14 protein-coding genes and 3 pseudogenes are annotated in these 12,446 nt (G+C 64.3%); 8 read left to right on the top strand and 9 right to left on the bottom strand.

Annotated features, from left to right (window positions below):
* The coding region (locus E3T54_RS12790) for an EAL domain-containing protein (protein WP_134476020.1) at nt 1-472 on the top strand (472 nt) is incomplete at its 5' end.
* 142 nt (nt 473-614) lie between these two features.
* On the opposite strand, the pseudogene E3T54_RS12785 reads toward E3T54_RS12790, so the two are convergent.
* A pseudogene (locus E3T54_RS12785) lies at nt 615-2,019 on the bottom strand (IS1380 family transposase).
* Nucleotides 2,020-2,154: 135 nt separating this feature from the next.
* Nucleotides 2,155-2,283 carry a hypothetical protein gene (locus E3T54_RS12780; protein WP_370255546.1) on the bottom strand — a complete coding sequence of 43 codons (129 nt, stop codon included), beginning with the start codon at nt 2,281-2,283 and terminating at the stop codon, nt 2,155-2,157.
* 488 nt (nt 2,284-2,771) lie between these two features.
* Here E3T54_RS12780 and E3T54_RS12775 point away from each other — a divergent pair, with 488 nt between their 5' ends.
* Nucleotides 2,772-3,470 (top strand): CHRD domain-containing protein, encoded by a 699-nt coding sequence (locus tag E3T54_RS12775; RefSeq protein ID WP_134476019.1) that lies wholly within the window; start codon nt 2,772-2,774, stop codon nt 3,468-3,470.
* A gap of 88 nt (nt 3,471-3,558) precedes the next feature.
* On the opposite strand, the pseudogene E3T54_RS17400 reads toward E3T54_RS12775, so the two are convergent.
* From E3T54_RS17400 to E3T54_RS17395, 3 genes and pseudogenes are all read right to left on the bottom strand, one after another.
* Nucleotides 3,559-3,747: pseudogene (locus E3T54_RS17400) on the bottom strand (IS30 family transposase); the annotation flags it as partial.
* Nucleotides 3,680-4,129 (bottom strand): hypothetical protein, encoded by a 450-nt coding sequence (locus tag E3T54_RS12765; protein ID WP_241977219.1) that lies wholly within the window; start codon nt 4,127-4,129, stop codon nt 3,680-3,682. The pseudogene E3T54_RS17400 and the gene E3T54_RS12765, both read right to left, overlap by 68 nt.
* Nucleotides 4,126-4,308 (bottom strand): tyrosine-type recombinase/integrase, encoded by a 183-nt coding sequence (locus E3T54_RS17395; RefSeq protein WP_241977217.1) that lies wholly within the window; start codon nt 4,306-4,308, stop codon nt 4,126-4,128. Before E3T54_RS17395 ends, E3T54_RS12765 begins: the two co-directional genes overlap by 4 nt.
* A 31-nt stretch (nt 4,309-4,339) precedes the next feature.
* Between E3T54_RS17395 and E3T54_RS12760 the strand changes: the two genes are divergently transcribed.
* Nucleotides 4,340-4,762 carry a hypothetical protein gene (locus tag E3T54_RS12760; RefSeq protein ID WP_134476018.1) on the top strand — a complete coding sequence of 141 codons (423 nt, stop codon included), beginning with the start codon at nt 4,340-4,342 and terminating at the stop codon, nt 4,760-4,762.
* Between the two features lie 115 nt (nt 4,763-4,877).
* Here the strand turns inward: E3T54_RS12760 and E3T54_RS12755 are convergent, their stop codons facing one another.
* Together E3T54_RS12755 and E3T54_RS12750 are read right to left on the bottom strand one after the other, a co-directional pair.
* The gene (locus E3T54_RS12755; RefSeq protein WP_241977216.1) at nt 4,878-5,108 is read right to left on the bottom strand and encodes a hypothetical protein; all 231 of its coding nucleotides are present in this window, start codon (nt 5,106-5,108) and stop codon (nt 4,878-4,880) included.
* Nucleotides 5,108-6,544 carry a glycosyltransferase gene (locus E3T54_RS12750; protein ID WP_134476017.1) on the bottom strand — a complete coding sequence of 479 codons (1,437 nt, stop codon included), beginning with the start codon at nt 6,542-6,544 and terminating at the stop codon, nt 5,108-5,110. Before E3T54_RS12750 ends, E3T54_RS12755 begins: the two co-directional genes overlap by 1 nt.
* Before the next feature lie 155 nt (nt 6,545-6,699).
* On the opposite strand from E3T54_RS12750, the gene E3T54_RS12745 reads away from it, so the two are divergent.
* Entirely contained in the window at nt 6,700-6,954 is a 255-nt protein-coding gene (locus E3T54_RS12745) for a ring-opening amidohydrolase (protein WP_174844421.1), read from the top strand.
* Here the strand turns inward: E3T54_RS12745 and E3T54_RS12740 are convergent.
* Together E3T54_RS12740 and E3T54_RS17115 are read right to left on the bottom strand one after the other, a co-directional pair.
* Nucleotides 6,932-7,624 carry an ornithine cyclodeaminase family protein gene (locus E3T54_RS12740; protein ID WP_241977218.1) on the bottom strand — a complete coding sequence of 231 codons (693 nt, stop codon included), beginning with the start codon at nt 7,622-7,624 and terminating at the stop codon, nt 6,932-6,934. The genes E3T54_RS12745 and E3T54_RS12740 overlap by 23 nt on opposite strands.
* Before the next feature lie 57 nt (nt 7,625-7,681).
* Nucleotides 7,682-7,873, bottom strand: coding sequence for a hypothetical protein (locus tag E3T54_RS17115; RefSeq protein WP_198414493.1), 192 nt, complete (start codon nt 7,871-7,873; stop codon nt 7,682-7,684).
* A 105-nt stretch (nt 7,874-7,978) separates the two neighbouring features.
* Here E3T54_RS17115 and E3T54_RS12735 point away from each other — a divergent pair, with 105 nt between their 5' ends.
* From E3T54_RS12735 to E3T54_RS12720, 4 genes and pseudogenes are all read left to right on the top strand, one after another.
* Nucleotides 7,979-10,057, top strand: a complete 2,079-nt coding sequence (locus E3T54_RS12735) for a response regulator (RefSeq protein WP_134476015.1) — start codon at nt 7,979-7,981, stop codon at nt 10,055-10,057.
* A 15-nt stretch (nt 10,058-10,072) separates the two neighbouring features.
* Nucleotides 10,073-10,909, top strand: a complete 837-nt coding sequence (locus E3T54_RS12730) for a response regulator (RefSeq protein WP_134476014.1) — start codon at nt 10,073-10,075, stop codon at nt 10,907-10,909.
* 99 nt (nt 10,910-11,008) lie between these two features.
* Nucleotides 11,009-11,266 (top strand): annotated as a pseudogene (locus E3T54_RS12725) (transposase); the annotation flags it as partial.
* 284 nt (nt 11,267-11,550) lie between these two features.
* Nucleotides 11,551-12,357, top strand: a complete 807-nt coding sequence (locus E3T54_RS12720) for an IS110 family transposase (RefSeq protein ID WP_134476013.1) — start codon at nt 11,551-11,553, stop codon at nt 12,355-12,357.
* Nucleotides 12,358-12,446: the final 89 nt, after the last annotated feature.

The raw sequence follows: 12,446 nt of genomic DNA, 5'->3' as shown, positions 1-12,446 counted from the left end.
CTTCGGTGCGGTGGTCAAGCGGGCGCTCAGCAGCTCCGGGCTGGCTCCGAACCAACTCTGGCTGGAGCTGACCGAAAGCGCCGTGATGGACGCGATCGGCTCGGCCGCCCGGACGTTCCAGGAACTCCGCGGCATCGGTGTGCGCCTGGCCATCGACGACTTCGGCACGGGCTACTCGTCGTTCACCCACCTCCGGGAATTCGATGTCGACCTGTTGAAGATCGATCTGACGTTCGTGCGCGATATCGAAACCTCCGCACAGGACCGGGCGATCGTGGAAGGCATCATTCGGTTGGCGGAATCGTTGAAGCTGGACGTCGTCGCCGAGGGCATCGAAACGACCGGCCAACTGGAACTACTGCTGAAGATGGGTTGCCGCTTCGGGCAGGGCGACCTCTTCTCCAAGCCGTCGCCCAACGCATCACCGGTCGTGCGCTTCGAGGATTTCCTGGCACCTTCGGGCACCGCTTAGCCTGAATCCACCGGTCGGCTGCTGCGGGAATCCTGATTTCGGTTTGATTCTGTTTCCGGGCTTCGCGCGCGGTTGAGGTCCGGGTCTCGCGGCCCGGGGTGTTCCACTGGTGCTCCTGTTGATGCCGATGTCGGCTGGTTGGTCAGGTGGGGGCTGGTTGTCGTGGCCTGAAGGTTTGGTCGAACAAAGCGGCCCAGGGTTTCTCCCAGGGCCAGTGCTCGGGCAGGTGCAGTGTGATGCGCCGCGCCGAGGTGGAGGTCCGGGCGGGGACGCTGACAAGTTTCCGGCGGATCGTTGCGGTGGTCGCTCGTGCGAGGCCGTTGCCGGCGATGGTCGCGGCCGCTCGGGTCAGATTAAACGCCATGACGGCCATGACGAGCCAGGCGGCGTTGGCGGTGAACACGCCTGAGGGCAGGTGCGCCAGTGCGCTGCTTTTGAGGTCGGAATTCACCAACTCGATCACCGCGTGGGCGCGGTGGGTTTTGTCGGCGGTGACGGTGTCGAGGGTACTGGTGGTGAAGAAGGCATGGGACCGGAGCGTGTCGAACAGGGTCGGCTGGTCGACGTTTTCCTTGTTCAATTCTGGGATCCGCCGCACGACGAGCCGCCCGGTGATCTGCTCGCTTTTCTTGCGGGACGTGAACGCGGTGAACGGGACCTCGGCGACTTCCGCGTTACTGATCCACGTTTTCGTGCCTTCGTCATAGATCGCGTTGGTGTATTCAATCGCGGTCCAGGCGCTGTCGGGGATGGCTCCGATCGCTCGTTTGACGGCGGGATCCATGCGAGCGGTGACCGAGACGTCGGCGCCGGCTTTGATGGCCGCGCTGATCGAGGCGTGACCGTAGAAGGCAGAGTCAGCGCGGAAGAGCACTCGGGCGGTTTCCGCTCCGCGGAGCCGCTTGATGGTGGCGAGGGCATCACGGATCATGCGAGCCGCGCCGCGCGGCGACCCGCAGGCACCGCGCCGGAGCCGTTGACCGATGATGATCGGGGCCGACACGTCCGTTTTCAACGTCGCAAGGAACACGTTGAGGCCTCGCACCCCGGAGTACCCATAGCCGGAGCCTTGCTTCTGGTACCCGTGGACTTCGATGATGGTGTCGTCGACGTCGACGTCGACGTCGAGGAAGATGTAGCCGTCCGTGTCGTGCACGAGCAAGGCGGTCTCGGCGGCGAGGCCCCGCACGAAGCGTGAAGCGACGGCGTCGAGTTGCCGGACGTGACCGAACGTGAACCCGCGCAAGAACGACCCCAACGTCGACGGCGCGTAACAGATTGGTGAAAACCTTCCGCATGCCGCCGTGACGAAGAATAGCCATGTCATCGATCGAGGCCGCCCCGGCGACCATCCCTCCGACCAGAGAGGCGACTTTCAAGCCGGCGTTGGAGCCCTTGTCGGTCGGGACGGTCAGCCACTGATCCGCCAGGGTCTGCAGCCCTGCTCGATCGGCCAATTTCATGATCGGCACCAAGCCAGCGGACGACACAAGATTTGGGTCGGAGAATGATGCGGAAACGGCGCGGTTGGTGTGGGAAACTTGCATCTACGAGATGCCTCTCGAATCGTTGAAAATTTGCTCTAGACAAGCTCTATTTTCCCTGATCCGATGGGCATTCTCGGTTTAACGCGCCGCCATATCCCGATCCCGATCGGTGAATTCAGGCTTAGGCGAACGCGGTCAGAGCAGCACGCGGCTCAGGTCGTACGCGGTGGAACGCTCGAGCTGCTCGAAGGTGCAGGAACGGGCCTCCAGGTCGGGGCGCCAGCGGAAGAACTGCGCCGTGTGGCGAAACGGCGCCCCCTGCATCTTTAGCGCACCTCGACCACACGCATCGGCCGCAGACGAACATACGAGGCCGCGTCCCCACTCGGTGACATCGGGTTGTTTCAGTTGGCCAAGCAGGTCACATCCAGTATCTCTGTGGAGTTTCTCAACACCGTGCGGGACGTGACCTGCGCCGGACGGAGATGGTGATCACAGGGTGTTTCTCGCCGATCCCGACTGTATGGAGGTTGGCCAGGCGACAGCTAGAGTTGCCCTCCTGGACAACGGCCGACCACCGATCGTCCGCGATTGTGACACTCAATGAGTGTCTTCTTGTGCGCGGTATCCATGGCTGTGCGCGAGCGGATGGCCCAGTTCCAAGGAAGTTCGGCGCCAAACGAGCATTGCTCCGACTCCGTGGGCGGGAAAGCACTAAAATTCCCTAAAATGACCAAACCTCATTAGTGTTTGTTACGAACTACCCACGACCAACGGGACCTCCTCGTTGGCCGCTAACCAAGGAGACAATCGTGAAACGATATTCCATTGGGATTTTCGGAGCCTCGACCGTTGCGTTACTCGCTGCGGCTGTACTCGGATCCGGCGCGGCTCAAGCGCACAGTGATCAACCCACAGGTGCCGACAAAACGGTAACGCTGACCGCCAATCTCACGGAGCTAAACGGCTCGGGGGCATCCGGCACCGCTACCGCGGTAGTTCGCAACCAGAAGATCAAGCACATAGAAGTGCACGCTTCCGGGCTAACACCAGACGCTCCGCACGCGCAGCACATCCACTACGGCAACCAAGCGCTGAACGAGTGCCCCACCCTGGCACTGGACAGCAACCGTGATGGCCGCCTAAACACCGTGGAAGGGATTCCGGCGTACGGACCGGTCGTCGTGTCGCTGACTACGACGGGCGACACGACTCCCGCCAGCTTCCTGGACGTGACCCGTTTCCCGGTGTCTGCGGATGGCAGTTACCACTACAGCCGCGATAACATCCGCATCACCAAGGTGGCGGGAACGGGCTACCCGGGCCCCAACGGAACCGGAACGGCCAAAGAGATCGCAGATTCCATCCGCGAAGGCGAAGGCGTCGTCGTGATCCACGGCATCGACTACAACGGCAACGGCTCTTATGACTTCAGCCGAGGTGCAAGCGAACTGGACCCGAACCTGCCTGCAGAAGCGACGGACCCGGCCGCCTGCGGCGTCCTGGAATAAGGCACATACCCAGGAACCTTTCTTGGGCAACAACCGCCGGTGGCCCGTCTTCAAAGACGGGCCACCGCTTTGTTTACCTAGGCAGCTCAAAAGGCGGCACACCGCCACGCTCCCGGAACCCGCGGCTACCAGCCGCCTGCGACACGCCGACCGCAGTCGCGGCGTTCTCGCTTGTTAGCCCTTCTGCTATCTGACCCCAGAACTTCCGCTCAACCTCCCGACGAAGCGACGGAGCACCCGGCGACTTCATTGGCGACCTGCCCGTCAGATCCTTCATCCATCCCGCTGGCCGACCCATCCGATACCTCCATAATCGAGGTGTTGCGACGACCGGTTGAATCCACCTTTTGCGTCAGGGTCAGGAACGGCCGCAAGGATTGGCTCGCGGAGCGGCGCTCGTTCAGGGGACGCTCAGCCCAGTCCTGGACGTGGGGGAAGCGGTCCAGAAACGTCTTTGCGGCCTGTGTGTAGGCGGTTTGCCGCGGTTGGTGCGGGCTTGATGGGCGGCGTAGGCGCCAGCAATGCTTGGCGGCGGCCTCAGGGGTCGTGCGTTGACGGTTGCAGGCAGCATCGTATTCAGCTTTCACATGGGCGGGTGCCAGATGAATGTAACGGGCGGTGGTATCAACATGGGTATGACCCAGCAGGGCCTGCATCACGGCCAGATCACGGCCAGATCAAGGCCAGCTTCCGGCAGCGCGGTGCCGAACGTGTGGCGCAGCGCGTGGGCGTTGCCGGCGACGACTCCCGACTGGACGCGGTGATAGCGAAAGGTGGTGCGTAGGCCCGCCGTCGTGAGAGGTGCGCCACGAGTCAGCCCCTTCGCCCCGACGAACAACGTCCGACTGCTGGGTCGTCAACCCGGCCAGGTGTGCGTCGAGCGTCCTGAGGAGCGCGTCGATGCTCTGGATGTGCTGGGCATGATCGTCCTCGTCCTCGTCCTCGCACTCCGCGACGGTGGCGTGCGGCATCCGCTCGCCGAGCACATCGACCACGTGCTTCAGCCAGCCGGCTGTGCGTGTGCCCTTCGTCAGAAGCGTCGGGTGGATGACCCGCGCGAGTTCGCCCACCGTGCGTTTCGGATGGTCGAGTTCCTCGCCCTGCCAGGACAACGCCATGCGGTGGGTGAGCCGGCGCTCCCAATTGGGGCGCGAGGGAGCATCGAGCACGGACTCAACGAAGCCCGCCACCTCCAGAAACGCAGCCAGGTCGTCCTCGCTGACGGGGCGAGTGAACAGTCCGCGCACGACCATGTTCGCGCGCTCCACCTCCTTCAGGCTGTCACCGAGTAGTTCGAGGTTCCAGTAGGCGACGGGTTCCACGAGGGTCAGCGAACTCACCCGGTCGGGTTACTCCATCGCGAACGAGTGTCGGACACTCGTTCGTTGGGCCCGACCGCGCGTTCAGCTACGCGGGGTCGTCCGGGTAGATGCTGCGCGTCTCCGATCGGCGGTGGCGCCCCGGAAGGACGTCGGTGAGATACACCTTCGGCAGGATCTTCGCGATGGCCAGTGCAGCGAACATCACGGTGTTGATCGCCACGAATGACGCCAGGATGGCGTAGAAGTCGGTGTGACGGAGAGACTCGGGAAGCAGGATCCCAGCGGGAATCAGCTGGTGAAGAGCACTGTGCAGCATCAGGCGACCTCCAGCGCTTCGTCTGGCATCGCATGAGGGACGTGGCCCCAGGCGGCCTGTCTGCCCAGTGTGATGTCGACAATGCCCTTCACATACACGAAGTCGAGGAACATGTCGAAAAGAAGTTCGGGGAACAGCGCGAGTGCCAGCAGCCGTGCTCGCCATCCGCCTGCCCAGACAGAGACGACGCGTTCAGCAACGAACACCGACCCCAGGCCGAGCCAGAACACGAACCAGATCCAGGTGTCCACTGACAGCGCCGTTATGAGCAGCAGCAATATGAAGGCGCTGAGGGCAATCACGCTGTAGCCAATGCCCAGTTGCTGCGCCCAGTAACGCAACGTTGGTGGCGTCATCCCGTAGGCGCCAATGTTCTCCAGCGCCCCACGTTGCCAGCGCAGACGCTGCACCCACAAGGTAGCGACGGTGGGCATCAACTCGGTGACGACCGTGCAGTCGGAGGGGGAGATGATCAGGGCGCCGAGCGACTTCAAGGCGATCGTGAGTTCGTTGTCTTCGGTGAGCGCGGCAGTGTCGTACACGTCTCCCCGATTTCCGGGGATCGTGGCGCCACGGTTCTTCGCGACGGCGCGCAGCGCCGCCGGACGGAACATCGAAGCGGTGCCCGTGAGCACGAAGACGTGACCTCGTCGGCGGCTGATCTGGCGAGAATAGCGAATGTACTCGTTGCGCTGGAACTGCCCGAGCAGCCCGAATCCCTCTTCTCCGTAGAAGAGGCCTCCGACTGCCATGAGGGCGCGATCGTTGGTGAAGCGAGCCACCGCCGCTTCAAGGAAGCCGTCATCCAGCCGCGTGTCGGCGTCGAGCACCATGACGATGTCGTTGTCGCCCTGATCGCCGAGTAGCTCCTTGAGCGCCTGATTCAGCGCGCCGGCCTTCTTCTTGTGATTCCCCTGCGATTCGAAGACCTCAACGCCGTGGGCTCGAGCGATAGCCACGGTTGAGTCGGTGCAGTTGTCGGCGACAACGATCACCCGCTCCGGCCGGTGGGACTGGGCCAGGAGCGAAGACAGCGTCGCCCCCAGCGAAGCCTCTTCGTTATAAGCGGGTATCAATGCGGTCACGGTCACCGGACCGGCAAAGACCCCCCGGGTAGCCGCCATCACGATTTTTGGCGCCAGGGGATTGATGAGGTGGTTTGATGACCGGCGGGACTTGTTGGCGACGCGCCGCTCAAGCATGGCTATTCCCGCGGCGGACAGAAGTGCCAGGGCCACCGCGGCGAGAAAGACTCGAGGCGCCGGTGCCTGGATGTCGTAGAAGACGTTCCAGACGCCGAGAATCAGCCCCTCAACGGGCACTTCGCCTTCCGGCGGTTTGCCGGACGCGATCGCGAACCACAGGAGGGCGGCCGCGCCTCCTGCCACAGAGGCCACAACGAGGCCGACCGCTCGCCCAAACCATTTATCCTCCATGTGCGGAGAGTATCAGTCGGGAACCACTGTTCTTTCCCCAAGGCCACTGACCTGCACACGCCACACGACCTTAGCGTTGGATATTCGACGAATTCACAAGCCACCCCAACGACGCCATGGTCCGCTGGGGCTGGTCCGTCTATTCCGATGTGGCAATGACCTCGTCGGGCGGGGAGAAGACGCACGCCGAAGTGCTCCTGCCGGAGAAGGCCGAACTCGACGGTCGGCGCATCACGATGCTCGATGATCCGGTCGGCTATCACGTTGTCAAGGCCGTGGGCGGTTTCCTGCTGGCCTCCACGACCGGCCACACGGAGGTTTTCGTGAGCGGGGGCGAACGCAACTCCCACCAGGGTCCGCCCGGCGGGAACCCGCTCGAGCTCATCGTCAGGGCCGCGGAAACGAGCTGAAGACGGCCGTCGCCAGGGCCAGGTCTTCCCACGGCATCCCCGTGGTCTTGAACACGGCCGGGCGCCCGGCATCCGGCGCTGTGTGGCCGAGAACGAGATCCGCCAGGGTGACCAGGCTGTCCGGCCCTGGGGTGGCACCGGACTCGAGCCCGTGGATGATTTCCCCGGTTTCACGGAGGGCGCTGACCCTCGATTCGACGCAGACTGTCGCGCGGCCGAGGAGCGCATCGTCCAGCTCGCGGTGCCCCGGTGTGTGGGAGCCCATGGCCACCACGGTCGCCGAGTCCGGCACGAGCGACCCGTCGAACAGCGGCTCTGAGGCGGCGGTGCAGCAGAGGATGATGTCCGCCAGGGCGACCGCCTCGGCGTCGCTAATCCGGGCCTCGAGGCCGAGCCCGCGAACGAGTGCGGCCAGCCGCTCCGCATGTGCGGCCGTCCGTCCGACGATCTCGACGACCGTCAGGTCGAAGAGCCCGTTGAAGGCTCGGATGTGCTCCCAGGCCTGGACTCCGGTGCCGAAGACGACGAGACGCTTCGCCCCCGGCGCGGCCAGTCGGCGAGCACCCATCCCCGACACAGCGGCGGTGCGCACGTTGGTCAGCGCCATACTGTCGAGGACGGCGAGCGGCCTCTGGTCACCGCCGCCGAACAGGAGGTAGAGGCCCTGGATGACCGGGCGGCCGGCGCGGGCATTAGCGGGAGTGATCGTGAGGAGTTTGCTGCCGATCTACTCGCCCAGGGTGGACGGCATCTGCAGCAGATGGCCGGACGAGGTGTCCACCCGGGTGCGCGGGGCATCCTGCTCGGGGTCGAATCCGGCGGTCAGCACGGACTCCAGCGCGGCGATTGCCGCATCGGGCGTCAGCGCCTTCTCGATCGTGTCGCGGCCGATGTAAACGTGGCCTTCGCCGGTATCCATGCTCCAGCTTCCCATCACGATTTGTGGTATAAAAAACTAGGTGGCAACTCCTCCTCCTCCCCGCTCCGGGCCGGCTCTGAAGTCTGACTGTATGTGGGAGGAAATGTGCCGAAAGTCGACTTTGGCCTGCGAGAGCTGCGACGCCAGAACGCGCTGTTGAAGGCGGGAGCGCTGCAGAATGCGATCTTCAACAGCGCCAACTTCTCCAGCATCGCCACCGACGCCCACGGCGTCATCCAGATCTTCAACGTCGGCGCCGAACGGATGCTCGGCTACGCCGCGTCCGACGTCGTCAACCTGATCACTCCGGCCGACATCTCCGACCCCGAGGAGCTGATCGCCAGGGCCGGTGCCCTCAGCCTCGAACTCGACACACCGATCACCCCGGGATTCGAGGCCCTTGTCTTCAAGGCCTCCCGCGGCATCGAGGACATCTACGAACTCACTTACGTGCGCAAAGACGGCAGCCGCTTCCCCGCCATCGTCTCCGTTACCGCCCTGCGCGACGCGCGGGAAACCATCATCGGCTACCTGCTGATCGGCACCGACAATACCGCCGGCAAACTCGCCGAGGAGGAGCTGTTGAAGGCGGGAGCCCTGCAGGAGGCGAACATCCAGCTCGAGCATGCCAGCCGGATGAAGTCCGAGTTCCTAGCCACGATGTCGCACGAGCTTCGCACTCCGTTGAACGCCATCATTGGCTTCTCCGAGGCGCTAAAGGACGGCCTGATCGGTGACGTGAGCGACACCCAGGCAGAGTACATCGCTGACATCTTCACGAGCGGCCAGCACCTGCTCTCTCTGATCAACGACATCCTGGACCTGTCGAAGGTCGAGGCCGGAATGATGGCGCTCGAACTGGAGCCGGTCGACGTGACGAGCCTGTTGTTGGGCAGCCTGTCGATCGTCAGGGAGAAGGCCGCCGCGCAGCGTATCCAGGTGGAGATCGATTCGCCTGCCGGCCTCGGCGCCCCGCGGCTCGACCTGCGCAAGACCAAGCAAATCGTCTACAACCTGCTCGCGAATGCCGTCAAGTTCAGCGCACCCGGCGGCCGGGTGGTCGTGCGTGCGCGACATGTCTCGCGCGGCACGGTCGGAACGCTCCCCGGGGCCTGGCCGGTGCACGCGTTTCCGCTCGCCGACAACGGGCATGACGAATTCCTGGAGATCAGCGTCGAGGACAGCGGCATCGGTATTTCCGAACGGGACATGGTGAGGCTCTTCCGGGCCTTCAGCCAGATCGACAGCGGCCTCGCGCGCAAGTTCGAGGGCACCGGCCTGGGGCTGGCCATGGTGAAACAGCTGGCGGAACTGCACGGGGGAACCGTTGCCGTGGCCAGCGCGGAGGGCGAAGGCGCTCGGTTTGCCGCCTGGTTGCCCCTCGCCGGGCAGGATCAGCCGGTCGTCGCTGGTCCGCGCCCCGCCGAGGCTCCCGCCGTGAGACCGGAGGCGTCGGCGGGCTCGGACGCACGCATTGCTCTCGTGGTCGCGGACGATGACCAGTCAGCGGACCTGGTCCGTCTGCTCCTGGAGGCGGAGGGCTTCACTGTGTTGATCGCTGCCGGCGCCGAGGCTGCCCTCGAGCTGGCCACGGGACAGGCGTTGAGCCTGATCACTCTGGATGTCCAGCGGCCCGGTCTCGATGGGTGGGACTTCCTCGTGCGGATACGCGAAATCAGCGCCCTGGCGACCGTGCCCGTCGTCGTCATGGCCGGTCTCGACGACAGCACAATGGCGCCCGTCAGCCGAGCCGAATTGAGGGCCTCCCTGGCCTGCCTGGGGCTGCATCTCGCCCCCGAGCGCACCCGCGCGGTTCTCATCGTCGACGACGATCCGAAGGCCGTCGAGCTGATAGCCGCGCTCCTGCCGGCTCCGGCCTACGCGGTTGTGCGCGCCTACGACGGCAGCGAAGCGGTCAGCCTGGCCCGGCGACTACGGCCGGACCTGGTCGTCCTCGACCTGATAATGCCGGACGTCAGCGGCTTCGACGTGGTCCAGGCACTCCTGCGCGATTCCGAAACGGCGCGCATCCCGATCCTGGTCGTGACGGCGAAACGGGTCTCGGCGCTGGATCGGGCCGACCTCAACACCGATCCGGACCAGCACGTCCAGGTGATCGAAAAATCCGGGTTCGACCGCATCGGCTTCCTCGCCGAGGTGAATCGTGCGTTGGCCGAGCGGTAGACGGGGGCCACCGCCATGCCTGTGATCCTGATCGTCGAGGACAATCACGCGAACATGAAACTCGCCACTCTCCTCATGGAGCGCGCCGGGCACACGGTCCTGACCGCCGACGACGCCGAAACCGGGCTGGCCCTGGCGCGCGCGAAACGGCCCGACCTGATCCTGATGGACGTGCAGTTGCCCGGGATGGACGGGCTGGCGGCGACCGCCCTGCTCAAGCGCGATCCGACCACCGCTTCCATCCCCGTCATCGCGTTGACCGCTATGGCGATGCAGGCGGACCGGGAGAAGTCGCGCCTGGCCGGATGCGATGCGTACATCACCAAGCCGCTGCGGTACAAGGAACTGTACGAGGCGATCGATTCCCTCCTGGCGCCGGACCGTGCCGAAGCCGCCACGCCCGCGCTGCCCGTGCATCCCGCGTCGCCTGCCTCCGCCGCGGGCGACGCGGACGTCGCGCCCGGCGCAGGCGAGGAGCCGCACGTCGGCCCGCGGGAGCACGGGCTCGCCGTGGACGTGCGGATCCTCGAGAGCCTCGTCGGCGACGACCCGGTCGTCATCAACGAGTTGCTGGGTGATTTTCGCACCAGCGCGACGGCGATCGCCCAGGAATTGGCCGCCGCGTGCGTGAACGGGGAGTCGGCTCGCGCCGGGGGGCAGGCCCACAAGCTCAAGTCCTCTGCTCGTGCCGTCGGCGCCCTGGCCCTCGGCGAACTCTGCGAAGCCATGGAGACAGCCGGCCGGGCCCACAGCAGCGATGCGCTGGCCGCGCTGTTGCCGCTCTTCGAGCGAGAGCTCGACACCGTGAACGCCTTCCTTGACTCCCAGCAACCTGGCGACAGCGTCCCCTGACAACCGCACCGTGAAGTCCGTAACAAGAACTGAGCTGCTGCGGAGTTCTCGGACAGTGGGCCCTCTTAAAATGAGGGACTACTGAAAGCAGAGATCAGCATGACCGCATCGCGTAGGCGATTTTCCCAGGAGTTCAAGGACGAGCTGTGCCGCGAGGTGATCAACACGTCCAAATCGATCAAGGACGTCGCGACTGCGTATGGCGTCGGCCCCGAGACTCTCCGCAACTGGCTGATCAAGTACCGCGAGGCCAACGGCGGCACCGACACGGAGCTGACAATGCCGGAACGGGCGCGGCTGAAGGAGCTCGAGCGGGAAAATCAGGAGCTGAAAGCCGAGGCGCTGTTCTTGAAAAAAGTAAGCATGGTGCCGCTGACGCGGCCGCACCTGGGCGGATGAGAATCAATGAGGTGGTCGCCTCTTCTGTCTCGGCTTGAATTGGCGCATTGTGGTCGTGTGTCCGTCGGGCTAAACGTCGGCGCCGCTTGGTGCTCGTGAGCTCGGAAAAAAGTATGGCGTGGAGGGTTATGGGCACCCGGTCGTGCTGCCATTAGAGCGCGAACTTCAGACTCCTTGACTGACGGCCCTCCGCCGACGAACACTCCCTGATTGATCGCGATGCCAAGCAGAGGAGGCTGGCAATGGAGGAGATTGTTCAATATTGCGCCGGGCTCGATGTCCACCGGGACACAGTCGTGGCCACGGCCCGACGCCCAGCTCCCGGTAGGAAACGGGAGACCGAGACTCGAACGTTTCCGACGGACACGCGCGGTTTGCTCGCGCTGGGTGACTGGTTGGTTGTCGAGCAAGTCGCCTGGGCCGGGATGGAATCAACAGGTATGTATTGGAAGCCGGTGTTCCATCTCCTCAAGGATCGGATCCCGGAGGTATGGCTGCTGAACGCGGCCCATTTGAAGGACGTCCCGGGCCGGAAGACCGACGTCGCCGACTCGGCATGGATCGCTCAGCTGGTCGAATATGGTTTGGTGCGGCCGTCGTTCGTTCCGCCTCCGCCGATCCGGGAATTGCGGGACTTCACGAGGCACCGTCGAACGTTGATTGAGGAACGCACGCGGGCGATCCAACGGTTGGAAAAGGTCTTGCAGGACGCCGGCATCAAGCTGACCAGCGTCGCTTCGACGATCCTCACGAAGTCCGGGCGGACGATCTTGGATGCCATGCTCGACGGGGAAGCGGACCCGGTCGTTCTCGCCGATCTGGCCCTGGGACGGCTCCGACCCAAGATCCCACAGCTCCAAAGCGCACTCACGGGCACGTTCCGGGCTTCCCACCACGGAGTTCTCGTCAAGCAGATGCTCGCTCACATTGATTTCCTCGACCAACAAATCGAGGAAGTCGACACTGAGATTGCCACCCGCGTGTCGGACTATGAGCCGGAACTGGAACGCGTGCAAACAATTCCCGGCGTCCCCTCTGCGTCAGGCTGATTGTGAGTCAGTTCACGATCAGAAGGAGGCAGGGGAATGTCGATAAGCCCAGGATTCACCACGGCGGAGATCCGCGAGTTCGTTCATGA

Source organism: Cryobacterium sp. Sr8 (assembly GCF_004403225.1).
GTDB lineage: Bacteria > Actinomycetota > Actinomycetes > Actinomycetales > Microbacteriaceae > Cryobacterium > Cryobacterium psychrotolerans.
This window is presented reverse-complemented; position numbering and strand designations above follow the sequence as displayed.

Bases quoted from the DNA above. Each gene is read 5' to 3' on its own strand.
- E3T54_RS12780 (WP_370255546.1), bottom strand. From the start codon at position 2,283: ATGCAGGGGGCGCCGTTTCGCCACACGGCGCAGTTCTTCCGCTGGCGC.
- E3T54_RS12745 (WP_174844421.1), top strand. From the start codon at position 6,700: ATGACCTCGTCGGGCGGGGAGAAGACGCACGCCGAAGTGCTCCTGCCG.
- E3T54_RS12755 (WP_241977216.1), bottom strand. From the start codon at position 5,108: ATGCTGCACAGTGCTCTTCACCAGCTGATTCCCGCTGGGATCCTGCTT.
- E3T54_RS17115 (WP_198414493.1), bottom strand. From the start codon at position 7,873: ATGGATACCGGCGAAGGCCACGTTTACATCGGCCGCGACACGATCGAG.
- E3T54_RS12720 (WP_134476013.1), top strand. From the start codon at position 11,551: ATGGAGGAGATTGTTCAATATTGCGCCGGGCTCGATGTCCACCGGGAC.
- E3T54_RS12750 (WP_134476017.1), bottom strand. From the start codon at position 6,544: ATGGAGGATAAATGGTTTGGGCGAGCGGTCGGCCTCGTTGTGGCCTCT.
- E3T54_RS12730 (WP_134476014.1), top strand. From the start codon at position 10,073: ATGCCTGTGATCCTGATCGTCGAGGACAATCACGCGAACATGAAACTC.